Origin of the sequence: Corynebacterium sp. CCM 9203, from assembly GCF_041357675.1 — a bacterium.
GTDB lineage: Bacteria > Actinomycetota > Actinomycetes > Mycobacteriales > Mycobacteriaceae > Corynebacterium.
The window spans coordinates 131,646-157,237 of the sequence record NZ_JAUERY010000003.1 but is presented as its reverse complement, the minus strand read 5'-3'; the positions used below and the strand labels follow the sequence as shown (position 1 = coordinate 157,237).

General features: G+C 61.3%; 22 protein-coding genes. 16 read left to right on the top strand and 6 right to left on the bottom strand.

The genetic code is table 11. The annotated features are described in order from the left end of the window. Positions 1-87 precede the first annotated feature (87 nt). The 3 genes from QWU44_RS07445 to QWU44_RS07435 all read left to right on the top strand — a co-directional run bounded on the left by QWU44_RS07445 (position 88) and on the right by QWU44_RS07435 (position 3,535). Positions 88-1,275 (top strand): hypothetical protein, encoded by a 1,188-nt coding sequence (locus QWU44_RS07445; RefSeq protein ID WP_370915058.1) that lies wholly within the window; start codon positions 88-90, stop codon positions 1,273-1,275. A 125-nt stretch (positions 1,276-1,400) separates the two neighbouring features. Next, positions 1,401-2,504 (top strand): tRNA 2-thiouridine(34) synthase MnmA, encoded by a 1,104-nt coding sequence (mnmA, locus tag QWU44_RS07440; protein WP_370915358.1) that lies wholly within the window; start codon positions 1,401-1,403, stop codon positions 2,502-2,504. After that, positions 2,501-3,535 carry a hypothetical protein gene (locus tag QWU44_RS07435; protein WP_370915057.1) on the top strand — a complete coding sequence of 345 codons (1,035 nt, stop codon included), beginning with the start codon at positions 2,501-2,503 and terminating at the stop codon, positions 3,533-3,535. Before mnmA ends, QWU44_RS07435 begins: the two co-directional genes overlap by 4 nt. Here the strand turns inward: QWU44_RS07435 and QWU44_RS07430 are convergent. Together QWU44_RS07430 and QWU44_RS07425 are read right to left on the bottom strand one after the other, a co-directional pair. After that, on the bottom strand, positions 3,532-3,795 hold the full coding sequence (locus QWU44_RS07430) for a helix-turn-helix transcriptional regulator (protein WP_370915056.1): 264 nt from the start codon (positions 3,793-3,795) through the stop codon (positions 3,532-3,534). The genes QWU44_RS07435 and QWU44_RS07430 overlap by 4 nt on opposite strands. 326 nt (positions 3,796-4,121) lie before the next feature. After that, positions 4,122-4,793 carry a 3'-5' exonuclease gene (locus tag QWU44_RS07425; protein WP_370915055.1) on the bottom strand — a complete coding sequence of 224 codons (672 nt, stop codon included), beginning with the start codon at positions 4,791-4,793 and terminating at the stop codon, positions 4,122-4,124. 82 nt (positions 4,794-4,875) lie between these two features. On the opposite strand from QWU44_RS07425, the gene ligA reads away from it, so the two are divergent. After that, a complete protein-coding gene (gene ligA, locus QWU44_RS07420) occupies positions 4,876-6,981 on the top strand; it encodes an NAD-dependent DNA ligase LigA (RefSeq protein WP_370915054.1) in 2,106 nt (701 codons plus the stop codon). Between the two features lie 15 nt (positions 6,982-6,996). Here the strand turns inward: ligA and QWU44_RS07415 are convergent, their stop codons facing one another. Together QWU44_RS07415 and QWU44_RS07410 are read right to left on the bottom strand one after the other, a co-directional pair. After that, positions 6,997-7,656 (bottom strand): amino acid-binding ACT domain protein, encoded by a 660-nt coding sequence (locus QWU44_RS07415; protein ID WP_370915053.1) that lies wholly within the window; start codon positions 7,654-7,656, stop codon positions 6,997-6,999. 177 nt (positions 7,657-7,833) lie between these two features. After that, positions 7,834-8,781, bottom strand: coding sequence for a threonine/serine dehydratase (locus QWU44_RS07410; RefSeq protein WP_370915052.1), 948 nt, complete (start codon positions 8,779-8,781; stop codon positions 7,834-7,836). Positions 8,782-8,890: 109 nt separating this feature from the next. Here QWU44_RS07410 and QWU44_RS07405 point away from each other — a divergent pair, with 109 nt between their 5' ends. The 3 genes from QWU44_RS07405 (at position 8,891) to gatA (ending at position 11,795) form a co-directional block, all read left to right on the top strand. Further along, entirely contained in the window at positions 8,891-9,814 is a 924-nt protein-coding gene (locus tag QWU44_RS07405; protein WP_370915051.1) for a LysR family transcriptional regulator, read from the top strand. A 187-nt stretch (positions 9,815-10,001) separates the two neighbouring features. Beyond that, positions 10,002-10,301, top strand: coding sequence for an Asp-tRNA(Asn)/Glu-tRNA(Gln) amidotransferase subunit GatC (gatC, locus tag QWU44_RS07400; protein WP_198737354.1), 300 nt, complete (start codon positions 10,002-10,004; stop codon positions 10,299-10,301). Further along, the gene (gatA, locus tag QWU44_RS07395; protein ID WP_370915050.1) at positions 10,302-11,795 is read left to right on the top strand and encodes an Asp-tRNA(Asn)/Glu-tRNA(Gln) amidotransferase subunit GatA; all 1,494 of its coding nucleotides are present in this window, start codon (positions 10,302-10,304) and stop codon (positions 11,793-11,795) included. 84 nt (positions 11,796-11,879) lie between these two features. Here the strand turns inward: gatA and QWU44_RS07390 are convergent, their stop codons facing one another. Next, on the bottom strand, positions 11,880-12,200 hold the full coding sequence (locus QWU44_RS07390) for a hypothetical protein (RefSeq protein ID WP_370915049.1): 321 nt from the start codon (positions 12,198-12,200) through the stop codon (positions 11,880-11,882). A gap of 90 nt (positions 12,201-12,290) precedes the next feature. Between QWU44_RS07390 and QWU44_RS07385 the strand changes: the two genes are divergently transcribed. From QWU44_RS07385 to QWU44_RS07350, 8 genes are all read left to right on the top strand, one after another. Continuing rightward, complete coding sequence (locus QWU44_RS07385; protein ID WP_370915048.1) at positions 12,291-12,485, top strand: ATP-binding cassette domain-containing protein; 195 nt, start codon at positions 12,291-12,293, stop codon at positions 12,483-12,485. Between the two features lie 308 nt (positions 12,486-12,793). After that, positions 12,794-13,552 (top strand): MerR family transcriptional regulator, encoded by a 759-nt coding sequence (locus tag QWU44_RS07380; RefSeq protein WP_370915047.1) that lies wholly within the window; start codon positions 12,794-12,796, stop codon positions 13,550-13,552. An 81-nt stretch (positions 13,553-13,633) separates the two neighbouring features. Then, positions 13,634-14,236: a MerR family DNA-binding transcriptional regulator gene (locus QWU44_RS07375; RefSeq protein WP_370915046.1), complete on the top strand. Its 603-nt coding sequence runs from the start codon at positions 13,634-13,636 to the stop codon at positions 14,234-14,236. Further along, positions 14,233-15,525 carry an MFS transporter gene (locus tag QWU44_RS07370; RefSeq protein ID WP_370915045.1) on the top strand — a complete coding sequence of 431 codons (1,293 nt, stop codon included), beginning with the start codon at positions 14,233-14,235 and terminating at the stop codon, positions 15,523-15,525. Before QWU44_RS07375 ends, QWU44_RS07370 begins: the two co-directional genes overlap by 4 nt. Before the next feature lie 7 nt (positions 15,526-15,532). Continuing rightward, the gene (locus QWU44_RS07365; protein WP_370915044.1) at positions 15,533-16,960 is read left to right on the top strand and encodes a DHA2 family efflux MFS transporter permease subunit; all 1,428 of its coding nucleotides are present in this window, start codon (positions 15,533-15,535) and stop codon (positions 16,958-16,960) included. A gap of 10 nt (positions 16,961-16,970) precedes the next feature. After that, a complete protein-coding gene (locus tag QWU44_RS07360; RefSeq protein WP_370915043.1) occupies positions 16,971-18,002 on the top strand; it encodes a 6-phosphofructokinase in 1,032 nt (343 codons plus the stop codon). Between the two features lie 311 nt (positions 18,003-18,313). Further along, positions 18,314-19,819: an Asp-tRNA(Asn)/Glu-tRNA(Gln) amidotransferase subunit GatB gene (gene gatB / locus QWU44_RS07355; protein ID WP_370915042.1), complete on the top strand. Its 1,506-nt coding sequence runs from the start codon at positions 18,314-18,316 to the stop codon at positions 19,817-19,819. A gap of 332 nt (positions 19,820-20,151) precedes the next feature. After that, positions 20,152-21,447, top strand: coding sequence for a hypothetical protein (locus QWU44_RS07350; protein WP_370915041.1), 1,296 nt, complete (start codon positions 20,152-20,154; stop codon positions 21,445-21,447). Between the two features lie 88 nt (positions 21,448-21,535). Here QWU44_RS07350 and QWU44_RS07345 read toward each other — a convergent pair whose 3' ends face one another. Then, a complete protein-coding gene (locus QWU44_RS07345; RefSeq protein ID WP_370915040.1) occupies positions 21,536-23,995 on the bottom strand; it encodes a polysaccharide lyase family 8 super-sandwich domain-containing protein in 2,460 nt (819 codons plus the stop codon). 390 nt (positions 23,996-24,385) lie between these two features. On the opposite strand from QWU44_RS07345, the gene mgrA reads away from it, so the two are divergent. Next, complete coding sequence (gene mgrA, locus QWU44_RS07340) at positions 24,386-25,486, top strand: L-glyceraldehyde 3-phosphate reductase (protein WP_370915039.1); 1,101 nt, start codon at positions 24,386-24,388, stop codon at positions 25,484-25,486. The last annotated feature ends 106 nt before the right edge of the window (positions 25,487-25,592 follow it).

Sequence of the window (25,592 nt, the reverse complement as noted above, 5' to 3'; positions counted from 1 at the left end):
CGGGAGAAAACCGCATCGCCTGTGAAGGAGTGGATTTCCCACTAGCATGGTCTCGGCTGGTGTACCCGATGAACGGAGGGGCGATAGATGTCTTTCCAGGAAATGTCATCGATGTTGTCTCGGCTACTTGTGGCAGCAGCGTTGATCTTCTCGGTGTCGTGTTCCGGCGGCCACATGGGCCTCGGCGTCGATCACTTGTCGGATTCCGGGGTCCCGACCAACACGTTTTCCGCAGATGAAGCGCCGGTAGTTTCCGGTGACTTGTCGGATGAACGGTTGATCGTGGTAATCGGCAACGACCTTTCGACGGAAGTCGGGACGGTCGGAGGTGACGGGAGTGTCGCTACCTTCGCGTCGGCACCACAGTCGATCCAACCGGCCATCCTCCAGCTCACCGACGGTGCCGTGGCGGTTGCCGAATCCTCGGGCGTGACGGTTTACGGTGGAGACCTTCGGGAGATCATGCACGTTGCTGGTGACATCACCGGATACATCACGGAATCCGTCACGTCGCCGGATGATCGTGGGGCAGTGTTCGCCTATGCGGTCGGTGACGCCGAGTATCCGGACCGTCATCTCATCATCGACATCGACGTGGACGGGCAGACCTTCTCGGCGACTTCCACTTCGGTGCCGGTGGGGCTGACCCGGTGCTCTGATGGACGCGTTTCGTGGCTGGAGGCGAGGTCGCCGGCAGATAGTTTCGATGGGGGAGAACTGGGTAAAGAAGTCGCGGTTTTCCGCATCACGGTCACGGCCGATTCCGCTCCAAGGGTTGATCTCCTTCCTTCCGGTCCTGCTCCTGTATGGGGGTACGCGGGGTGCGGGGATACCGTGAGCTGGATTTCCGGGGATGGCGTTGGAGTGACAGTCAGAAACGGGCAGATCTCCAGGGATCGGGTCGATACGTTCCGGTCGATGGAGAAGTGGGCCGATACCGTGGTCGGAGAGGGGACGGCCCCGGATGGCTCGTTCCACCGCATCGGTGGGGATGGACGTATCGAGAGTTACGTCTTCACCCCGGAACCTGAGTTCCACAGCATCCGATCCGGGATTTCCGGGATTTCGGGTGCCACCGTCGGGGGCAGCGGAACGGTGGGCCCGACGGGGATCGTCTGGGTGCAGGACGCATCGGGTGGGACAGCATCGGTCATCGCTCTTGATCTGACCGGGGGAGGATGCGCAGAGAATCTGGGGAACGTGGTTCTCCCGGTGGGGAAGAGCCTGTTGGCTGTGGTACCCCGGGGCGAGGTAGGACGGCCCTGTACACGGTGATCTCCGGTGGGTTGGCCTGACGCGGTCGCTGCCCGCTACCCTGGGGCAGGATTCCCGTCAGTCGCGTAAGCGATGGCTGTTGGCGGGTTCAGGAAGATTGATGAATGGACTGGAGGGATGGTCACATGCGGGTACTCGCGGCGATGAGTGGCGGTGTCGATTCCGCTGTCGCCGCAGCACGGGCGAAGGCTGCCGGGCATGAGGTCACAGGAGTTCATCTCGCGTTGTCGCGGGATCCGCAGACGGTCAGGGAATCGGCACGCGGGTGTTGTTCCTTAGAGGATTCCGCAGATGCGCGCCGGGTCTGTGACGCCCTCGGGATACCCTTCTATGTCTGGGACTTTTCCGAGCGTTTCCGTGCTGAGGTGATCGATGACTTCATTGATTCCTATGCTCACGGTGAGACCCCGAATCCGTGCCTGCGGTGCAATGAGAAGATCAAGTTTACGGCGTTGCTCGAGCGCGGTGTCGCCCTCGGATTTGATGCAGTGGCCACGGGTCATTACGCCCGCTTGACGCAACCGTGTGATGGCGGCGACGGATATCTGCGCAGGGCGGTTGATCCGCAGAAGGATCAGTCCTATGTACTCGGTGTGCTCGGAGCTGAGGAGATCAGTCGCTGCATGTTCCCGGTCGGGGATACCGTGAAGCCGGAGATCCGGATGGAGGCCGCCGAGATGGGCTTCGCGGTGGCGAAGAAACCTGATTCTTATGACATTTGTTTCATTCCCGATGGGGATACCCAGGCTTTTCTCGGTCGGCACATAGGGTTGCGGCCGGGGTTGGTCGTGGATGAATCCGGGCGGGAGCTCCGGGATCACGAGGGGGTTCACGCGTTCACTATCGGTCAGCGCAAGGGGCTGCGGTTAGGGGTGCCAGCGGCGGATGGTCGCCCGAGGTATGTGACCGATATTGATGCCGCCACCGGCACTGTCACCGTGGGACCTCGGGAGAAGCTTGCTGTTTCGGTGATTCATGCTGACAGGTTGAAGGTTCTGCATCCCGGGATGTCTGGGGAGTTCGACTGTGATGTTCAGGTACGGGCGCATGGTGGTGTTGTTGCGTGCCGGGCGCGTGTCGACGTTGAACAGGACCGCATGGAACTTACGCTCCGCGCACCGCTATCTGGTGTTGCCCGAGGTCAGGCTGCTGTTCTCTATCTTCCGGATACTGACGGGGACATTGTCATAGGTTCCGGCACTATCTGTCGGACGGAGTCGATCGGATGACGGGCGAGACAAGGGGGTTCGGTCTCGGGCCGATGCCGGGCGAGAATGTCGCCGTGGCGGCCGAGATCGTGGTGGGGGAGACCGGGGAGTTCCCCGCGTTTCCCGAGTTACCGGCACGGGGAGTCGGGTTCGATCAGATCGGTCGGAATGCTGCTCTCCTCGAGGGGCTGAATGTAGAACCGGGTCCCCGTGGTTGGCGGTTGTGCCCGCGTCCCCAGTTGCTTACCCGGCGTGCTGTTGACGGGTTCGAAGCCGATCTTGACGCCTGCGGAGAGGTGTGGGGATCATCGCTCAACGTACTGAAGATCCAGGTCACGGGCCCCTGGACCCTTGCCGCCGCGGTGGAATTACCTAATGGACACAGGGCGCTGACTGATCCGGGGGCGTTGCGGGATCTGAGTGGTGCGTTGATCCACGGAACGCTGGCTCATGTGGCGGAGGTACGTCGAAGGTTCGGCGTCGAGGTTGCGGTGCAGATCGACGAGCCTCTTCTCGGTGTGGTGTGCGGGGGACGACTACGGGGCACATCGGACTATGACATGATTCGGGCGGTTCCCCGGGTCGAGGCTGCGGAACGCCTGTCGACGATCGTCGATAGTTTGAGTGATTCCGGGGTACCGAGATCCGCGGTTCTGCTCAATCTCACCGCGCAGGTGCCCCTCTGGGAGGTTGCGGTGTCCTCCGGTGCGGGAACAATTCTCATTGATCCGACCCATGTGGTGGGTGCTGTGCATATGGATGGCCTGGGTGCTGCGGTGTCTGACGGGGTCCGGGTCGGATTCGGTGTCATCCCCGCAGAATCCTCCGCGATTCCCGGAAAAGCGAATCTGGAGGAATGGTCCAGGAATACGGCGGTACGGGTGGCGCGGCTCTGGGACGAGCTCGGTTTGGAACGGCATCTGCTCACGTCGATGGTGGATGTTCATCCTCAGAGCGGGCTGTCCGGGGTATCCGCCCCAGTTGCAGCGCGTGCACTTGCTGCGGCCCGGATCGTGGCGGGGATGCTATTGAGGGATGCTGGAGACCTCTAGATCGGGTTACTCAGGTATCCGTCTTCGATCATCCGTGCCATCATCGCGGCTTTTTTGGAGGCATCCCGGCCGACGGCGTGGTACTTGTTCCTGACATTCGTGGTGTGACTGCGAACCGTGTCCTCGCAGATGCGCAGGCTGTCGGCGGCGGCTCCTTTCGAGGGTGATATGAACCAGGCGCGCATGACCTCGACTTCCCTCTGGGTCAAGTGAGGGATGGATGGATTGGTACCGCGGGTTTCACTGATGATCTGGGTCATGGTGAATAGTCCTGTCGTTCGGATCCTGTCAGCGGATGGTCAGTGAGATGTGAATCGCGCTCAGAAAGGATCCTGACATTCAGGAAGGGTGCTTCCAACCCGTCAAATGTGTTGGCCATCATAAAATATGCTTCAAACATGAAGCATATTTTATGATGGGTGGTCCCGGGAAAGGGCAGGACATGGGGGCAAAAGCGGTGTGGGATCCGATAGATGGTGGCCCGTACGGGCCGGTCTGCTCGACTCGGGGTGATCGTGGTGTGGGCACTTCAACGCCGTACACGCTTCGGAGGACCCGATCTATCGCGGTATACCGGGGTTCTGGCTCAGCCGCGCATGGGCCATGAAGTGGTGATGTCGGAGGCGTCGCGCCCACGCCCTTCGAAGTAGCGTTTCAGGCTGGTCTGTGAATTGTGGTGCCACACTGCCTGGTTCTCCATGAGCTCATCAGTGTCCATTGTGCCCAGTTCCGGCCACTTCCGTACCTGCATCCAGGCGATGCGTGCGGCGGCCAGTGCATCGGACGTCGCCTCGTGGGCATTGTCGAGTCGGACCTTGTAGTGCTCACACATGGATCCGAGTGTACGGCGCCCCTTTCGGTACGGATCCTTCGCACGGTCGATCACATATGGGTCGTACACGGGTCCGGTGACGGTGAAATCACCGGTGAGACTGCGTAGAACGGTCAGATCGTAGGCTGCGTTGAAGACGATCAGGGTTAGTCCCTCGGACCAACCCCTCCTGATGCGTTCGACTGTTTCCGCGAGGACCTCCCCGTGGGGGCGACCGTGTTCCTGTGCATATTCTGTGGTGATGCCGTGCACCTCAGAGGCTTCCGCGGGGATTTCCACACCCGGATCGGCGAGGAGCTCGACGGAATCTACCTTTCTTCCCTCGATGCGAACCATCGCCGATGTGACGATGCGGGCCTCGGTGGGGTTCGCCGATGTGGTCTCCAGGTCGAAGGAGAGCATCGCGGAAGGATCGAAGTTCGTCATGACACAACCCTAGACAAGGCATCCGTGATCCGCGTCAGACGGGGCGCCAACCTGCGCCCGGGCGACCGTTAAACTGGCACGCGTGACTCAGCGCTACAACAACCCTGAAGGCCGGGCCGGTGCCGCGGCATCCACAGCGAGCGATACCGATCTTCGCAGACGGTGGAACGAACTCGCGGATGAGATCCGCTACCATCGGGATCTTTACTACAATGGTCGGCCCTCGATCCCCGACGCAGACTTCGACGCACTCTTTCGTGAACTGCAGGCACTGGAGGCGGGGCATCCTGAACTCGCGGTGCCGGACAGTCCCACGATGTCAGTCGGAGCACCGGTTTCCGGTAGCTCCAGTTTCGCCAATGTCGAGCACCCGGAACGGATGCTGAGCCTCGATAACGTCTTCGATGCCACGGAACTCGCAGATTGGCTCGCCAGAACCCCAGCCCCCAGATATCTGACCGAGCTCAAGATTGATGGACTGTCGATCGATCTCATCTACCGGAACGGACTGCTCGATCGAGCGGCCACGCGTGGTGATGGCAGGATCGGTGAGGATATCACCGCCAATGCACGGGTTATCGATGATATCCCGCACGAGCTCACCGGTAGTGCGGAGTATCCGGTTCCCGACTTGCTGGAGGTCCGGGGTGAGGTATTCATTCCCGTGGAGGATTTCGCCGAGGTGAATGCACAGCGGATCAAAGACGGCGGCAAGCCCTTCGCGAATCCCCGGAATGCCGCAGCCGGGTCACTTCGGCAGAAGAACACCGCGGATGTCCGCAAGCGTCGATTGCGGATGATCTGCCACGGTATAGGTGCAGCCGAGGGCTTCACCCCCGTCTCCCATTATGATGCGTATCTCGCGTTGGAAGCCTGGGGGCTTCCCGTATCCCCGTATACCCGTGCCGTGAGCACGGCGGCGGAGGTACACGACCGCGTGCGCTATTGGGCGGAACATCGTCACGACGCGACTCACGAGATGGATGGTGTCGTGATCAAGGTCGATGACCTCGCCACCCAGCGAGCTCTGGGATCGACCTCCCGTGCACCTCGGTGGGCCATAGCCTACAAGTATCCCCCGGAGGAGGTCACGACCCGGCTCATCGACATCCAGGTCGGTGTCGGGCGTACCGGCCGGGTCACCCCCTTCGCGGTTATGGAGCCCGTGTTCGTCGCTGGATCCACCGTGTCGATGGCCACGTTGCACAACCAGACCGAAGTCCGACGTAAAGGCGTCCTGATCGGAGACATCGTCGTCATCCGGAAAGCCGGGGAAGTGATCCCCGAGGTTCTGGGTCCAGTCGTTGAGAAGCGGGATGGAACCGAACGTGCCTTCGTATTTCCCACTCTGTGTCCAGAGTGTGGTACCCGGATCGCGCCGACCCGGGCGGAAGATGCCGACTGGCGCTGCCCGAATACCCGAAGCTGCCCTGGTCAACTTTCCGCCCGGCTGACCTACCTGGCGGGGCGTGGTGCATTCGACATTGAGGCGCTGGGGGAGAAGGGGGCCATCGATCTGATTCGTAGCGGTATTCTCGTGGATGAATCCGGGCTGTTCTCTCTCACCGAGGATTCTCTCTCACGCTCATCGGTCTACACGACGAAGACTGGGAAAGTGAATGCCCAAGGCCAGAAACTGTTGAAGAATCTGCGGGAGGCCGCGGAACGGGTGGAACTGTGGCGGGTACTCGTCGCACTGTCCATAAGGCACGTCGGCCCCACTGCGGCCCGTTCCCTCGCTGGCCGATTCCGGTCGCTGGCGGCCATGCGGGCAGCGGATATCGCGGAACTCGCGGACACCGAGGGCGTCGGTGAAGTGATCGCCCGTAGTTTCCTGGACTGGTTTGAAGTGGATTGGCATCGGACAATCGTCGACGCCTGGGCCGCTGCCGGAGTCACGATGGAGGATTCCGCTGACAACAGTGCGGCACAGACGCTCAAAGGCCTTACCGTGGTCATCACCGGATCGCTGCAAAACTACACGCGGGACAGTGCAAAAGAGGCCATCATCTTCAGAGGAGGAAAAGCCTCCGGATCGGTGTCAAAGAAAACCGACTTCGTGGTGGTCGGGGACAATGCGGGTTCGAAAGAGACGAAGGCCCGGGAACTGGGACTGCGGATTCTCGATGAAGACAGCTTCACCCGTTTACTGGAAAGGGGGGTCGCGGCGTTGGACACCGTCGACTGATCCCTTATTTCCCGGTTACTTCAGTATTGACCCGATGATGTCGCCCAAGTGCCCGAGGTGTTCGACTTCGCTGGCGAGGAAATCGGGTCCACCGGGCCTCCCCACCACTAGCGCGAGAGTAGTTCCCCGGATCGGGGTAGCTGCGAGTGCCGAGTCGAGGAGCGTCCAGGACTCTGGAATCCAGGTGTCCCGTTCCCGGTCGAGGATCCGGGAGCAATCTATCCCGGTCTCTGGATTCGAGCCGTCATCTTCTGGAGCGGCCTGTGATGCAGCTATTCGGGTGAGTCGTGGTTCCGTGTTTAGGACGATGCCCCAGCCGGACGTCATTGTCCTGGGGAGGACGGTGACAAGTTCGGTCATCGCGCGATTCACGTTCCGGCGGTGTCTGGCGACGAGGGCGAGCATTTCGATCTGGCCCCGTCTGTCGACGGTCCCGGAGAATGGGCGGATTGAGTCGACCTGCACGCCCTCCACTTGTTCAGCGGCGCTGATCAGGGAATCCGGAAGGAGTGTCGAGGGAAGAGAAACGACGATGTCATCCATCGCGGTACCGTCCGGGAACGTCGATACGACGTCGACGGACTGGATGTTGCCCTCCACCAGGCCGAGCGCCTCCGCTAGTTGGCCGAGGCTTCCCGGGACGTCGGGCAGGAGCACGCGGAGGAGGTAGGACATCGTTAGCAGGTGACCTTTCGGGGAGTGTCATCGTTGTCCCGCATGCGGTTAACTCGGTGGGTTCCCGTCATGCGGAAATGGTGTCCAGTTCCCGGATGGGATGACACCCAGCCGCGGCATCGTGGACACCGGTTCATGATGATAACGCCTGAACGTGTCCCGAAGTTCCCGGAGAGATCAGCAGCCGAGGGTCGCGAGTTCATTGTCGTCGGCGTTTCCACCTGTCACCACGATTGCACAGTGGTTAGCGGAGGCTGTTTCCCTGCGGAAGTCAGCGAGCAGTCCCGCGAGTCCGGCGGCGCCCGCACCTTCGGCGAGAGTGTGTGCCCGGGTCGCGAGAATCCTCCGGGCGAGGTCTATTTCCGTATCGTCGACGAGTATGAAATCGTCCAGCCCACGCATGATCCTCTGCGGCTCCGGGTAACTCGAACCGGTGGCCAGGCCCGCAGCTCGGGTCATGGGGGTGATCTCCGTCGGTTCGCCTGTCGTCCATGCGTGGTGCGCGGCGGGGGCCTGAGCGGACTGCACTCCGATTATCCGACATTCCGGGGCCAACGCGTCCCGAACGAGTATCGCCCCGCAGGCTCCTGTTCCGCTACCGACCGGGACGTAGACCACCTCCAGGTCGGGGTGCTGCTGTAAGAGTTCGAGGTAGACACCACCGTGTCCCGCGATTATATCGGGGTCTGAGGGGCTCACGAAGACTCGGTTCGGATACTCGTCGCGGGCATGGGTGAGCGCCTCGGACATCGTGGCTCCATACCGGACAACCCGGGCACCCCAACCGCTGATTGCGTGAACCTTTGCTTCTGGGGTGGTTTCGGGGACGACGATGAGTGCGTCGACCCCGTTCCGGGCGGCGCTCCAAGCGATCGACTGGGCGTGATTACCTGTCGATGCGGTGACCACCGATTCGAGGCGGGTTCCCTGGGCCATTCGTTCAGCGAAGTAGGAGATGCCGCCCCGGATCTTGAACGCACCGGTTGGTTGGGTGTTTTCGTGTTTCACCACGACGGACGCCCCACCACAGACGGCATTAAGGGTGGGGTAACTGAATGCTGGTGTGGGTGGAAGAATTGCAGTGTAATGGCGGTGCGCTGTCCGGATGTCCTCAAAATCAACCATGACACCAGTCTCTGCACACCAGAACCATTCGTCCAAGCGATTGTTTATCTGATATCTATCGATGGTATCGATCTTTTTATGAATCCCGAAAATACACGAGGAGCAGACCGTGATTGATGTCGAGAGACTCCGGGTACTCGTGGCTTTCGCGGAACACGGTACGCTGACCCGGGCTGCGAAAGCACTGTGGATGACCCAGCCGACCGCCACACACCACCTCCATCGGCTCGCAGCCGAAACCGGAGCAACCTTGGTTGTGAGGTGCGGACGCACCCTCGTGCTCACTGCGGAGGGCGAGGAACTCGCCCGTCGCGGCAGGGGAGTACTCGCGGAACTCGAACGGATCGACCGGGATCTCGCGGCGATGAGCCGACTCGAACGGGGCACTGTACGTATTGCATCGTTTCCTTCCGCCACGGCAACTCTCATTCCCGGTGTACTCACGCGGATCGCGGAGCGCTTCCCGGACCTCACCCTCGACGTGATTGCTGCGGAACCGCCCGCTGCCACCACCGCGTTGGCTGAGGGGACCGCAGATCTTGCTCTCACCTTCACTTATGGAACCGATGCTGCTGAAGCCGGGTCCGTCCTATTCCGGGAAGACCTCAACCTCGTTGTCCCCACGGATACCCCGCTCCCCGTGGATCTGTCTGTGGAAGGAAATGCCGTCTATCCTGGGGCACTGCGTGCATTCTCCGAACGGAGATGGCATGCTGGCTGCCCGAGTTGCCGGACCCATCTGATCACGCTCTGCGAAGACGCGGGCTTCACCCCGGAGACAGGCTATTCCAGTGACGACTACGTGGCCGTGCAGGCGCTCGTCGCAGCGGGACACGGCGTGGCGCTCCTGCCTGATCTCGCCCTGGCTGCCCACCGTCACCCCGGTGTCAACGTGCTCCGACTCTTGGGGCGGGGGCGGGATGTTCGGCTTGTCAGCAGAGGGCGGGAGCCGCACGCTCCATCGGTCGCGGCGGTTGTCGGGGCTGTCCGGGAGCTGGCGTCGGAGCGCGTCGGTGATTCAGAGCAGCTCTGAGTAGTGGGCTAGAGATGGGGCTGCGGTGGCTCACCGGTGGATACTGGAAGCGGTGCGTTAGAGTGGTGGGCGCACAAACACCGTGACGCACCGCCCTGTCGTCCCGCTACGTTTCAAGCGTCCGCCGGAAGTAAGGGGAGGTGCGCTCCGACGTGACAATAATGACGCGAAAAGAGGAAGCACAGACGTGTCCCAGATTTCCCGTGAAGAGGTGGCGCACCTCGGCAAACTGTCCCGGTTGGCCCTCACAGATGAAGAGCTTGACGCCTTTGTCGACCAGATCGACGACATCATCGCCAACGTCAGTGCGGTCCGGAGCGTCGATGCCTCGGACGTCGAGCCGATGAGCCACCCGCATGCCATCCAGACCCCGATGCGCGAGGACGTCGTTCTGCCGACCCTCTCCGCCGAGCAGGCGCTCGATCAGGCGCCCGCCGTAGAAGAGCAGCGTTTCCAGGTTCCGCACATCCTCGGGGAGGAAGACTAGATGACCACCGATCTGCGCTACACCGCCTCCGGCAATGAATTGACCCGGCTGACCGCTGCGGAACTGGCCGAGAAAATTCACTCCCGTGAGGTCACCTCCGTCGAAGTCACCCGCGCCCATCTCGACCGCATCAACGCCGTCGACGGGGAGATCCACGCATTCCTGCATGTCGGTGAGGAGGCCGCCCTGGCGGCAGCGGCCGAGGTTGACCGCACCCTGGATGCAGGAGAGAAGCCAGCATCGGCACTCGCCGGTGTTCCGCTCGCGCTGAAGGACGTGTTCACCACGACCGACGCCCCCACCACCTGTGGCTCGAAGATGCTCGAGGGTTACATGAGCCCCTATGACGCCACGGTGACCGGTCGGATCCGTGCCGCGGGCATCCCGATCCTGGGTAAGACCAACATGGACGAGTTCGCCATGGGATCGTCCACTGAGAACTCGGCATACGGCCCGACTCGGAACCCGTGGGATCCGGAGCGTACCGCCGGTGGTTCAGGTGGCGGCAGCGCCGCTGCCCTCGCCTCCGGTGAGGCGCCGCTCGCCATCGGCACCGACACCGGTGGTTCCATCCGCCAGCCAGCCGCGCTCACCGATACAGTCGGCGTGAAGCCGACCTATGGCACCGTGTCCCGCTACGGACTCGTCGCCTGCGCCTCATCCCTGGACCAGGGTGGCCCCACCGCGCGTACCGTGCTCGATACCGCATTGCTGCATGAGGTCATCGCGGGCCATGATCCCTTTGATGCAACCAGTGTTAACCGGCCGGTCGCCGATGTTGTCGGTGCCGCCCGCTCCGGTGCCACCGGTGATCTCAGCGGTGTGAAGATCGGGCTAGTCAAGCAGTTCGACAGAGAGGGTTTTCAACCCGGTGTCCTCAACTCCTTCCATGCAGCCGTCGAGCAGCTCAGGAACCAAGGGGCGGAGATTGTCGAGGTCGACTGCCCGTACTTCGACGAGGCCCTCGGCGCTTACTACCTGATCCTCCCGTGCGAGGTGTCCTCTAACCTCGCCCGCTTCGACGGCATGCGCTACGGGCTACGGGTTGGTGATGATGGGGAGCGGTCCGCTGAAGAAGTTATGTCGCTATCCCGTGCCGCCGGATTCGGCCCCGAGGTCAAGCGCCGCATCCTCCTCGGTACCTACGCTCTATCAGTCGGCTACTACGATGCCTACTACCTGCAGGCGCAGCGTGTCCGCTCACTTATCGCGCGGGATTTCGCCAGTGCGTATGAGAAATGTGATGTCCTGATTTCCCCGACGACGCCGACGACGGCGTTCAAGCTGGGTGAAAAGGTTTCCGATCCGATGGCGATGTACAACTTTGATCTGTGCACGCTACCGCTCAACCTCGCCGGTGTCTGCGGTATGTCCCTGCCGTCAGGTCTGGCAACCGATACGGAACTGCCCGTCGGTCTACAGATCATGGCCCCCGCATTCGCTGATGATCGGCTTTACCGGGTCGGCGCCGCCTTCGAAGTGGGGCGTGGCTAAACTCCGTCAAACGGATTATCACGACAAGAACCGGCCCCACAGTTCAACTGTGGGGCCGGTTCTTGTCTCCCGGTCTACGGGGAATCAGGCGCGGTCACTGACTAGATATGCGGTACCTGCGGTGATGCTGGTGACGGCGAGAACAGCAGGCCAGGAACCGATCTTCTTGGCCAGCGGATGCGAGGCTCCGAATGCCCCGATATAGAGACCTGTGAGTGCGGTTGCGGTGAGTGGCCCCTTCTGGGCCGCCCAGGTACGGGCAGCCCAGATTCCGGCGGCCCCGAGTAGAACTCCACCGAGGGGGCGGATACCGGTTTCGCGGGCGGTTAGCCACCCACCGATCAGACCCGTGGTGACCACCGCTGCCGTGTTGACGTCTTCTGCTTTCTTCAATGTCATATCCATGTTGTCCACCTTAGAGCCTTTGAGATCGGTCCAGTGAGACCGAAAAGAAGACGACCGCACACACGTTTTCTCCTGCCACCAGAAAAGATCGTGCGTTCCGTTGTCTCCTGGGCCGGAGGAAAAAGGGAGCACACACTCACCGACCTGAATCTGCAACTGTACCCCGGTGCACATGGTGTCACCGGTCGTAACGGTGCCGGAAAGACAACCTTCCTCGAACTGCTCACCGGGGAACTCGACCCAGATGAGGGAATCAGAACCGCGTCCTTGTGGTCGGTGGGCTGATCATCCTCGCGGCGATCCTACCGGGAGAATGCTACCCACCACCTGTCGTCACCGTCTGGACGGACGGCCACCTGTCCAGACCCGATACGTCGCCGGGAATGGGCGCCGCATCCACGGGACTGATCCTCGTCATACACCCTCCACCACCTGCTGGCAGATGTGCTTGCCACCGTCGCATCGGGCCACGCCCGCGCGTTCCGACGGGTCGTCCACTGGCTGTATACCGGGAATAGGCTGCGGGAGTCACGTGGTAAAGGAAGTGGCGAACATTTGCGGTTACCGCAGGGTCAACGCCTAACCTGAGCGTCATGACCATGACGCTCACGATCCGTGACCTGGCCGTGTTCGCGGAGGTCACCACCCGCACGATCCGGCACTACCACGACATTGGCCTCATGCCACCCGCCGGTCGGGACGGATCCGGACAGCGTATCTATGTTCCGGAGGACGCGGTGCGCCTGGTCCGGATCCGGAACCTCATCGAGGCGGGGTTCAGCTTGAACGACATCCTCGACGTCCTTCCTCCCGGTGCCTGGGACATCGACGGCGACGTCTACCGGTCACTGCGGCAGCGGGTTGACAGGCGTCTCGACGCCGAGGAGAAGACCGTGCGCGCTCGGCGGGCCAGGCTTCGGGAACTCGCTGACCCCGACCGCATAGGACTTCCCACCGAGGCCATAGAGATACTCGGGGAGTGGCGCCGGATCGGGATTCGCGAGGAGCTGATCGCGGCGACCAGGGCGACATGGACGGTCTGTGCGGTGGTCTTCCCCGGCCGTTTCCGGGAACGCCTCCGCCATGGTGCCGGTGACCTGGATTACCCGGAGTACCGGCACCTGCTCACCGATATCTCGGAGCTCTGGGACACGGACCCGGATGATCCCGCCGTCGAGCACACCGCCCGGCGGCTGGCGGCCTATCTCCGTGCCACGTACGGCCCGGACAAGGAACAGTTCGTGACCCCGGACTCCGCTGTCGTCGATTCCGTGATCGAGTTCTATCCGCCGGCACTCGTGCGGTTCAATGAACTCGTTTACCGGTTGTACGTCGATGATGCGGGACAGTGAACAAGTCGGGCGATCCACTGACGGAACCGTCCCCCCGGATCTCTTGCGGTTGCCCCTACGGAAGCAACTAGCGTCCCAGCCATGACGATGCTCACCATCAGCGAACTGGCCGCCTTCGCGGGGGTCTCGGCACGGACGATCCGGCACTACCACGACATCGGGCTCATGCCGCCCGCCGGTCGGGACAGTGCGGGGCGACGGATCTACGTCCCGGCCGACGCCGTACGGCTCGCCCGGGTCAGGTCCCTCGCCGGGCTGGACTCGCCGGAACTCGTCGGGTTGTCCGACGGGAACGCGGCGCTGTTCCGCCGATGGCGGGAGATCGGGGTCGCCGAGGAATTCATCCGTGCGATCGGCCGGGTGTGGGTCGTTTGCCGGTCGGTGTTCCCGGACACGTTCGACGACGGCGTCCGGTGGGCGACCGAGGCCCTCGAGTCCGCGGAGTACCGGGTGCTGCTCCGGGACGTCAGCCACCTGTGGACGGTGGAACCGGACGATCCTCTCGTGGCGGAAATTGCCCGCCGGGCGGCCGACTACATCCGGCAGCTCGACGAGGAGGAACTCCGGAGGGGAGAGTTCCCCACATCGGTGGTGCTCGACTCCGTGATCGGGGACATCCCTCCGGCCATCATTCGGTTCAACGAACTAGTCGGACAGCTCACGGGCACGGAGGTCGCACGATGACGACCGGTACCCCGGCGCGGCACCGCGCCTCCGCGTGGCTCTACCTCTCCTCCGCCGGGCTCTCGCAGTTCGGCAACTCCATCGCGCTGATCACCTGGCCATGGCTGATCCTCGAACGGACCGGGGACCCCGCAGCCGCGGGCACCGTCGTTGCGGTCACCGCGCTCGCCGCACTGGTCGTGTCGTTCATCGGGGGTCAGATGATCGACACACTGGGGCGCAAACCTATGAGCGTGATCTCCGACATGATCAGCGGACTCTCCGTCGTCGCCCTCATCGCCGTCGACGCCTCCCTGGAGCTGACACTCGCCTGGTTCATCGGGCTCGCCGTGTTCGGCGCGGTCGGTGACGTACCCGGAATGGCCGCCAGACAGTCACTGCTCGGCGACGTCTCGGCCACGTCCGGGGTATCCCGGGACAGACTCGCCGGGATCATGCAGACACTCGTGGGTGTCGCTGCACTGATCGGGCCTGCACTCGGAGGCGTGCTGATGGCGGTGCAGCCGGTGATCACGGTGCTCTGGATAACCGCAGGCTGTTCCTTCGCCGCTGCAGCGTTGACCACTGTCGTGCGGGTCACGCATACAGGTGGCTACGCCAGGGACATGGACCCGGAGGTTCCTGACATGGGCGTCGTACGTCAGTGGCGCGAGATCCTCACCCACCCCATCGTGCGCCTCCTGCTCATCATGGAACTGGTGTCCACCATGCTCGTCGTCCCGTATCTGGTGATCCTCCTGCCCGCTCATTACCAGTCCGTCGACGCCCCGGCCGTGATGGGGGCGGTGCTCGCCGCCTACGCCGTCGGATTCGTCATTGGCGGTGGCTTGGCCACGATTCTGGGCACCCGACGCAGGCGGACGCTCTGGGCGACCACCGTCGTCCTGTTCGTCCTGGCGTTTCTCTTCCTGGGCGGACTCGGCCGTGATCCGCTGGTGTTCACCGGAATGGTGCTCGCCGGGATCGGTGCCGGTCTCTTCGGGCCACTGCATCTCGTCCTGATCACCGAGACCGTGCCCGACCGGGTGCGCGGGCGGACCCTGTCCCTGTTCACCGCGGCCGGAAGTCTCAGCCAGCCGGTCGGGCTCACCGTGACCGCACCGCTGATCGCCACCTTTGGTGTCTACCGCACGGCCCTCGGTATCGGGCTCAGCTTCCTTCCCTTCGGCATGTGGTCCGGGGTCCGCGGAGTCCGGACAGTGCCGCCGGCGCAGTCGGAACCCAACCTGGAGCCGACGACCGTGGACAACCGGGATGCAGCGACAGTGGAGGGCGCAGAACAGCGGTAGTCGTAGGATGGGCGGGGTGACCGATATCCGATCCGCGTCCCCCGTCCTGCCCGAGAAACAGGCATGGCGCGCACTTGCCGCGCTGTGTATCGGGTTCTTCATGATCCTTCTCGACCAAACGGTGGTGGCGGTGGCGACGCCGCAGTTCCAGACGGAGCTGGGGGCGTCGCTCAACGCAGTCGTCTGGGTCACGTCGATCTACCTCATCACATTTGCGGTGCCGCTCCTAGTTACCGGGCGTCTCGGTGACCGGTACGGTCAGCGCAACGTGTACCTCGTCGGCATGATCATCTTCACCCTCTCCTCACTGGCCTGTGGGCTCGCCCCCAGCATTGAGTGGCTCATCGCAGCACGAGCCGTTCAGGGGCTCGGGGCATCGATCCTCACCCCTCAGACCATGAGTGTGATCAACCGGATCTTCGCTAGGGAACGCCGAGGCGCGGCCATGGGTATCTGGGGAGCTGTCGCCGGGTTTGCGTCCCTTGCTGGCCCACTTCTTGGTGGCCTAATCACCGGTACCCTCGGCTGGCAGTGGATTTTTTTCATCAACATCCCCTTCGGGGTACTAAGTCTGGTGATGGTGGCGAAATGGGTACCTACCATGGAGAAGACGACGCGCCAGGTTGATGTCCTGAGCGTTGTGCTCTCTCTGTTCGCTGTGTTTGGTGTCGTCTACGCCATGCAGCAGGGGCCGAAGCTGAACTGGCCCGGGTGGATCTGGATCGTGTTCTTCGGCGGGATCATCTCGATGCTCCTGTTTCTCTGGCGTCAGCACACGGCGGGAGAGCAGGGCACCGACCCGTTGATTCCCCTCGGTATTTTCAGAAACCGAAATTTCTCCATCGGTGCATTCTCGATCGCGACGATGGGATTCGCCGTTGCGTCCATCGCGCTACCGATGATGATCTACCTGCAGAATGGTCTCGGGATGAGTGCGGAGAAAGCCGGGCTCATGCTTGTCCCCACCGCTGTCATTTCCGGAGTTCTTTCGCCGTTTGTCGGTCGGCTCGCTGACCGGGTTCACCCGAGGACACTCTCGATGATCGGCTTCGGGGCGATGACCGTCGCGGTCGGGGTGCTTGCCGCTGTGATGCGTGACGGTATTTCCGTTTGGTGGCTTCTCTTACCGATTCTGCTCATGGGAGTGGGACACGGGTTCATCTGGTCGCCCAATTCGGCGACCGCGATGAGAGATCTGTCACTCCATCGACTTGGTGCGGCTTCGGGTGTGTACAACACCACACGACAGGTCGGATCTGTCGTCGGTGCGGCGGCCGTCGGGGCAGCAATGCAGATAGGAGCAGCGAAAACGTCTCTCGGGAATGCGATGGGGAACGCAGTAATCATCACGGCCTGCGTACTTTTTCTTGGTTTTGTTTCTGTTTCTTTCTTCAGATCATCTTCCGAACGGGCATCTGGTGGTAAGGCAGACTAAGATAGAAACTATGCGAATTGCGACACTGACCTCCGGCGGCGATTGCCCCGGCCTCAACGCTGTCATCCGCGGTATCGTCCGCACTGCTAGCTCGGACTACGGCTCAACTGTCGTCGGATATCAGGACGGTTGGGTCGGTCTCATGGAGGACCGCCGTGTCCAGCTCTACGACGACGAGTCCATTGACCGGATTCTTCTCCGGGGCGGCACGATTCTCGGAACCGGTCGGCTTCACCCCGATAGGTTCAAGAACGGCCTCGAACAGATCAAGGCGAATCTGGCAGATGCCGGTGTCGATGCCCTGATCCCCATCGGAGGTGAAGGAACACTCAAGGGGGCTAAATGGCTTTCTGATAACGGTATCCCCGTGGTCGGTGTTCCGAAGACGATTGATAACGACGTCAATGGAACCGACTACACCTTCGGTTTCGATACCGCCGTGTCCGTCGCCACGGATGCCATTGATCGGCTGCATACTACAGCGGAGTCCCATAACCGGGTCATGATCGTCGAGGTGATGGGCCGTCACGTCGGTTGGATTGCCCTGCACGCAGGTATGGCAGGTGGCGCGCACTACATCGTGATTCCGGAGCAGCCTTTCGACGTCGCGGAAATCTGCAAAGCCATGGAGCGACGCTTCCAGATGGGGGAGAAGTACGGCATCGTCGTCGTCGCGGAAGGTGCTATGCCCAAGGAAGGCACCATGGAACTCAAGTCCGGGGGAGTGGACCAGTTCGGGCATGAGATCTTCACCGGGATGGGGCAACAGATTGCCGACGAGATCCAGGCTCGGGCTGGACATGATGTCCGCACCACGGTTCTCGGGCATATCCAGCGTGGTGGCACCCCCACCGCCTACGACCGGGTTCTGGCCACCCGCTACGGTGTGCACGCAGCCCGCGCCTGCCACACAGGTGACTTCGGCAAGGTTGTCGCTCTGAAAGGTGAGCACATCAACCTCATTGATCTCGAAGAGGCTGTGGGTACTCTGAAGCGGGTTCCTGAAGGTCGCTACCGCACCGCCCAAGCACTGTTCGGCTGACGCTGTTCCATGCGCGCACCACCCCGGAAGAACAACTGTTCTTCCGGGGTGGTGCGCGTTGACCGGTGTCTTCAGGCCTGTGGCACCTTCATTTCCGTTGTGTGGTTCTGTGTGGTTCGAGGGCAGGGATGGTACTGAATCTGAGTGGTCTGATCGTCGGGGTCTTCGTCGTGACAGGTTCACCGTTCTCTTCCTGCGGGCGTTCACCCGGGAACCGTAAGGATCCGAAGCGGCGCCCTATCCGGTCCTCGAGGACGGGAACTCGGGAGTGGACGCGCGGCATCTACCGGTGAGCCGTTAGACTGTCGGGCATGACTGCTCCGGTAAATGATCTTATGGATTTCGATGAGGTACTCGCACACTTTGACCCGGTGATGGGGCTGGAGGTTCACGTCGAGCTGCAGACGGAGACGAAGATGTTCTCCGCGTCCTCCGCGAACTTCGGTTCGGCCCCGAACTCCAATGTCGACCCTGTCAGCCTCGGGCTGCCGGGGGCACTGCCTGTCGTCAATGCAAAAGGCGTGGAATGGGCGATCAAGATCGGACTCGCGTTGAACTGCTCCATCGCTGAATCGTCCCGCTTCGCCCGAAAGAACTACTTCTACCCGGATCAGCCGAAGAACTACCAGATCTCCCAGTACGATGAACCCATCGCCTATGACGGATACCTGGACGTCATTCTCGATGACGGCAGCACCTGGCGAGTGGAGATCGAACGTGCGCACATGGAGGAGGACACCGGTAAGCTGACGCACCTCGGCGGTTCGGAGGGGCGGATCCAGGGTGCGACATCTTCACTGGTGGACTGCAACCGCGCCGGGGTACCGCTCATCGAGATCGTGACCAAACCTATTGAAGGCGCCGGGGGCCGAGCCCCGGAGGTCGCGCGAGCCTATGTCACCGCTCTCCGTGATCTGGTCAAGGCACTCGGTGTTTCCGATGCTCGCATGGATCAGGGTTCGATGCGAGTCGATTCCAATCTTTCGCTGCGCCCCATCGGGCAGAGCGAGTTCGGTACCCGCACCGAGACCAAGAACATCAACTCGCTGAAGTCCGTCGAGCAGGCCGTGCGTTACGAGATGCAGCGCCAGGCCCAGGTCATCACTGAGGGCGGTTCGATCCGCCAGGAGACTCGTCACTACCACGAGACGGACGGTTCGACGACGGCTGGGCGAATCAAGGAGACTGCGGAGGAGTACCGCTACTTCAATGACCCCGATCTCCCTCCCGTGGTCGCCCCACGAGAATGGGTCGAGGAGATCCGTGCCACCCTGCCCGAATTGCCCTGGGTGCGCAAGGCTCGGATCCGTGAAGAATGGAAGCTCTCCGACGCGGAGATGCGTGATCTGGTCAACGCCGGTGCCCTTGATCTCATCATTGCTACCGTTGATGAGGGAGCCACCCCGGCCGAAGCCCGCTCGTGGTGGGTTTCCTACCTCACACAGAAGGCCAACGAGGCAGGTTGTGACTTGGAACAGCTCGACGTCACCCCGGCTCAGGTCGCCCGTGTCGCTGCACTGGTCAAGGAAGGGAAGCTGACCAACAAGCTTGCGCGTCAGGCCGTCGACGGGGTCCTCGCCGGCGAGGGGGACATCGACGAGGTCGTCGCCGCACGTGGCCTCGAGGTGGTTCGCGATGACGGAGCCATCGAGAAGGCAGTTGACGAGGCGCTCGCCGCGAATCCCGACATCGTGGAGAAAATCCGTGGCGGGAACGCCAAGGCAGGTGGGGCGATTGTCGGCGCGGTGATGAAGGCCACCCGGGGTAAAGCTGACCCCGCACTGGTGAACAAGCTCATTGCGGAGAAGTGCCGCTGATCCTGAGTGGGACTGGCGCGAGCCTTTGGTTCCACTGTTTTGGGGTGCCCGCCACGAATTCAAAAGGACTCCGTGGCGGGCACCACTTTGTCCACCGACTGAAGTAGGTCTTGGCATCGATGAAATGGATGTTCCAGTCGTGACAGCCAGGTTTCCCGTAGAGGTCACAGCGGTCAGGACGCTGGGAAAACAGGCTGTTCAGGAATATCGATCCGATGGATATGGGTTATCATGTCCGGTATCGTTACAATCTCCCTTTGGCGATACCCAGGTCAAGGGACTTCGCCTCCACGACAAGTCTTCGACGATCCTCCGGAGAGGGAGAACCCCACATGTTCAAACGAGTAATGGCAATCGCGATGGCCTTCGTTGGCCTGAGCGTCGGTGCCGGATTTGCATCCGGTCAGGAGGTGCTCCAGTTCTTCGTCGTGTTCGGTCACGCCGGGCTCTGGGGAGCGGTATCGGTCGCGGTGATGATGTGTGTGGTCGGTCTCGTCATCTTGCAGCTCGGAAGCTACCATCAAGCCAGCGAGCATACTGCGGTGCTGGATAAGGTGGCGCACCCTGTCGCCGTGAAATTCCTCGACGGTTCAGTGATGTTGACCATCTTCTCACTGGGGATGGTCATGTTCGCCGGGGCCGGAGCCAACCTCAACCAGCAGTTTGGACTCCCGGTGTGGATTGGGGCGGTTATACTCCTCGTTCTCGTCCTGATTCTCGGACGACTCGACGTGGACAAGGTCAGCAACATTATCGGGGCGATTACCCCGGGAATTATCCTGTTCATCTTCATCGCCGCTGTTTACGCTTTCGCCACAGCCCCGGATGACTGGTCACATCTCGAGGCCTCCGCTGCGACGATCCATACGACGTTGCCCAACGTCTGGGTCGCTTCCCTGAACTACCTGGGATTCTCGCTGATCGTCGTCGTTTCGATGTCCATCGTCATCGGTGGTTACTACCTCAATGCCCGAGTCGCCGGCCTCGGTGGACTCATTGGTGGCGGAACCTTCGGGCTGATGCTGTGTCTTGTCGCGTCCTCGCTGTTTCTCAAGGTGGACATGCTCAAGGATGATGCGATGCCGATGCTGACTCTTGTGGGCCTCATGCACCCGATCATGGGTACCCTCATGTCGGTGGCCATCTACGGCATGATCTTCAACTCCGCGCTGGGGATGTTCTATGCGCTCACCCGCCGACTGACGGTGAATAATCCTCAGAAGTTTAATTCCACTTTCGTGATCGCGGTCTTGGTGGGCTTCGTTCTGAGTTTCCTAGGGTTCCGTACCCTCGTCACCTATCTCTACCCTCTGCTCGGGTACGTTGGTGTCGCTCTCATGGTTGTTCTCATCTATGCCTGGATCCGTGACCGCGGAATGATCGTGACAGAAGTTAAACGGCGTAAACGCATACGCGTTCTCATGGCTCGAAAACTTGATCCCGCGAAGAAGTTCACCGCCGGGCACCAGCGGGAACTGGACCGTCGTCTGAAGGCATCGAACATCGACGAGGATGAGATGGCGGCGACCGTTCAGGAGAAGGTCGAACGTGAGCTCCACGAGGATGACTCTGTCGACTTCTCCATCGATGGAGGGACAACTGAAAATGGTACACCCCGCGTGAGGTAATCCAGTCTGTCCTGACATAGGTGACGCCCCTGATTCCCGCGAGATGAGGAACCGGGGGCGCCACCGAATCCGGGGAAGGACTCGTTACCTACGATGAGAGGAAACTGCTGCCGAAGGTGCTCATCCAGGAACTGGAGACTCCTCCCGCCGGGGGCTCTTCCGGAACAGTTGTCCCCTTCCTCCGGAGGATGACCTTACGCGATGAACCTGCGAGACCTGCGGTATCGACTACGAGGGTTGTCGCCGTTGGTGTCGCGTTCACAGTAACTCCTTCTCCGGAGGACACGGGCCATTCACCCGGGACGGTGATTGTCAGGCTCGATTCCTCCTGGGTGGGGTCCGCGGCGGTCACAGTCAGTTCGTCCGCCGCGTGTTCAGCCAGGACGACGGCTGGCTTGTCGAAGCCCCAGGTGGCGTAGACACCGGGTTTCCAGACCGCGAAACCAGTGGCTTCACCGCTCTGGATGACCTGTGCACTGGCATCATTCTGTTCAATCTTCGCCGCAGGTGCTGGACCGGCCAGTGCCTCCGCGATTCTGCGGGTGTCTTCTACGCTGGCTTTGGGGAGAAGGATCCAGGCGCCACCCTCGGCGGATTCACCGACGTGATCGAACTGGATGGTCGCCCAAGTGCGGGTGACCGGCTCGGCAGCGCCGGGGTAGGTGCGTCGGAAGGGGTTGACCTCGAGCCAGGTGTTCGTCCGTTCGGTGATGCTCGCTCTGACGGATCCCGGGGTGAGGAAGACATATCCCGCAACTCCCTCAAGATGTGCCCACTTCGGATTTGCGACCGTGGATTCCCCGCTCACGCGCTTACCATCCACTGTGAGTGCAGGATCTCCGTTGGCACCCATGTTGCGGTGTTCGACGACCGTCAGCGCCGGACTGTTCGGTGCTTTGACCCCTCCGACGAGTTCGACGACGGAGTCTGTGGTACCCAACCAGAGCCGTCGAGCTTCCAGTCCGTTGAGATCGGGCCCGATCAGGTGCATGGCGGCGAGACTTAGTGGCCCGCTTGTCAGCCCTCCCGTCCATTCATTTTGTGGGGTTTCTACACCCCAGGGCTGCCCGACTCCACGCCTCAGCTCATGGTGATCCACGGTGGTTCCCGGGGGAGCGGCGTAGTCGATGGTGCACCAGAATTCATCCTCGTACTGGCCCATGCTCTCCGGCAGTAGGAGATAGCGCATGCCGCTTCCGGTCCGTGACCCGAGTTCATTCTCCTGGTTTCCGTACTCGTACCACGAGATCCGTCGGGAACACATGGAAACCGCCATGGTCCAGTCTGTGCTGCGGTGAATAAGGCGATCCATCGACGGAAACATCTTGGGTTCGGCGAGCGCTGGCGCGGCGGGACTGTTCAATGCTCGCAGAACCAGCGCGAGTTGCGAAATACTGGTTGTTGCGGTGAAGTCATTGTAGGTGTTGCGGTGGAGCCATCCCGAGCAAGTGCGCCGCCATCGTTCCGCATATTCGGCTGGAGCCCGTTCCGCTAGGCGAATGATCGAGGTGAGTATGGAAATACCGTGGGAGGAACCTGGCTCCACTTTCCGGGAGATGGAGCGTCCACGAACGATGTCAAGTGCTTGACCGTCGACGATGATCGGGATGTAAGCCTGATCGACGAGATAGTAGACACGGTTTTTTCCTTCCTCGCTGATGTCGAAGCCGGTGTTCGCCACCAGATCGAACATGAGGGAGAGACCCGAGATGAGGACATTGCCGTACGCGCCTGTGTAGGGGATGTTGGTGTGCTGGATGAATGAGCCGTCGTGGTAAAAACCATCGCCGGTATCGACGAACTGCCATGTGTCTGACAACCCGTTGAGTGCGCTGCGTAGCCGTTCCTCGTCTTTAACAGCAATTGCGCTGCACGCGACTGCGCGGCACAGATCTAGTCGGTTTGCTCCGGTCGAAGTTTTACGGGAGGCGCCTTTGTTTACCTCCTGCTCTTTGGGGTCCGGGATGAAGTGGTTGATTCCTGTGGCTGCCCGAGTCCGAATGTCTTCCGGTAACTTGTCGCCGAGGAGACACATGATGTCTCCGATGGCCCGGGCTGCGCCGGATTCCCAGTCCCACCAATTTCCGTATTCGAACTGGTTGGGGTTGTACCGCAGCCGCAGGAACCTGTCGAAGCTCTCGATCGTAGTGGCTAGCACCGACTCGTTGCGGAAGTGCCTCGAACCGGGAATCGCCCAGCCTGTGGCCATGGTGAGGATTCCGCGGGCGGTGGAGGTGATGTCGGGGGATTTCTCGGCCGCGAGGTTCTTGCTCTTGAAAACCGTAGTCATGGCTTCGGAACCTGTGGCGAGGTCGGCCAGATTCTTGTCGATCGAGCGATCGAGCGAGGCGAGCAGGGGAATAAAAACTGGATCTTTTGGATCGTAGAGATTGTTTGCAGTGATGATGTCGACCCAGCGTTGACGGAGCTCAGTGAAGAGTGAATCCGGGATTTCGGCTGCTGCCGCCTTCTGGAAAACGCCCCCCATCGCGGTGACTACGCCCGCCATTGCGGAGGCTTTGAGGAATGTTCGTCTGGTTAGCGGCATTGATTCTCCTTGATCGGTCGGGTGGTGACTTATCACCTGGTAGGTATACGTCGCGCCGGAACAGCCGGAGCTGCACTTGCCCCGGCTCTCGTATCCTTTTTAGTAAAAAAACCTTCAACCGCAGGATAACCACTGAATCGCGGGAGTAAAGGGTCTGCGATATTGCGACCGTCACAATAATGGAGATCATGTGGTTTAACGTCTGAAGTTGCCTGCGCTGCGGTGTGGATCTAGCCCCGAAGGAGTGGGGAAAGGGGAGTGAACCACCCCCGGACATGTATGTGAGGTGAAAGCTGTGTGGTGTATCCGACATCTACGCTGCGGGGTGTCGAACGGGGTGGAGGATGGAGGGGCATCGACAAGCGGTGACGCTCGGGGCACACTGGATGCATGCCTTTCAATCCGGACAACCAACCCGCTTATCAACCGGCTGCAGATCGTTACCGTGATGTTCCGTACCGTACTGTCGGGCACTCCGGGCTGAAGCTCCCGGTCGTCTCCCTCGGAATGTGGCACAACTTCGGTGACGATAAACCTGTGGAGACCCAACGGGCTATCATTCGTCGTGCCTTCGACCGCGGTGTCACCCATTTTGACCTGGCCAACAACTACGGCCCTCCCAACGGTTCCGCCGAAATCAACTTCGGGCGCATTCTCGACGAAGACTTCCGGGGCTTGCGGGACGAGATGATCATCTCATCCAAAGCTGGATGGGACATGTGGCCCGGGCCCTACGGTTTCGGCGGTTCACGGAAGTACCTGATGTCATCTCTCGACCAGTCGCTGCGTCGCATGGGCCTTGACTATGTGGACATCTTCTACCATCATCGGCCCGATCCCGAGACTCCGTTGGAGGAGACGATGTATGCCTTGAGAGACATCGTCTCCAGTGGCAAAGCACTTTACGTCGGGGTGTCCAGCTATGGTCCAGAACTGCTTACCGAAGCCGCCGAGATGATGGCGGAGGAGGGCTGTCCACTACTCATTAACCAGCCCAGCTATTCCATCGTCAACCGATGGGTCGAGGAACCCGGTGAGGACGGGGACAGTCTTCTGGAGGCCGCAGCCGATAACGGGGTCGGTACGATCGCATTCTCACCACTTGCACAGGGGTTACTCACCGACCGCTACCTCTACGGGGTACCGGAGGACTCGCGCGCGGCTGCGCACAAGTCATTGTCTGGGGACATGTTGAGTGACGAGAACATCGGGATGATGCGCAGACTCAACGATATTGCGCAGGAGCGTGGGCAAACACTCGCGCAGATGGCCATCTCTTGGGTCCTCCGGAGCCAGGGGAGGTACGGGGAGCAGTCGGTGGCGTCAGCACTGGTCGGGGCCTCCTCCGTCGAACAGCTCGACCAGAACATCGATGCCGTGCAGAACCTGACGTTCACCGATGTGGAGTTGTCGGCCATCGACGAAATCGCCAGCGATGCGGGGATTAATATCTGGGCGCAAGCGACACGGTCAAAGACCCGGGAAAAGTGACGCCCCAGTGCACGGGAACACCCCGCATCCGGTTGACTTCCGGTGCGGGGTGTTCCCGTGCACTGGGGCTTCGGGGTTGTACCTGATGTTTTGGCGGCAATCATGG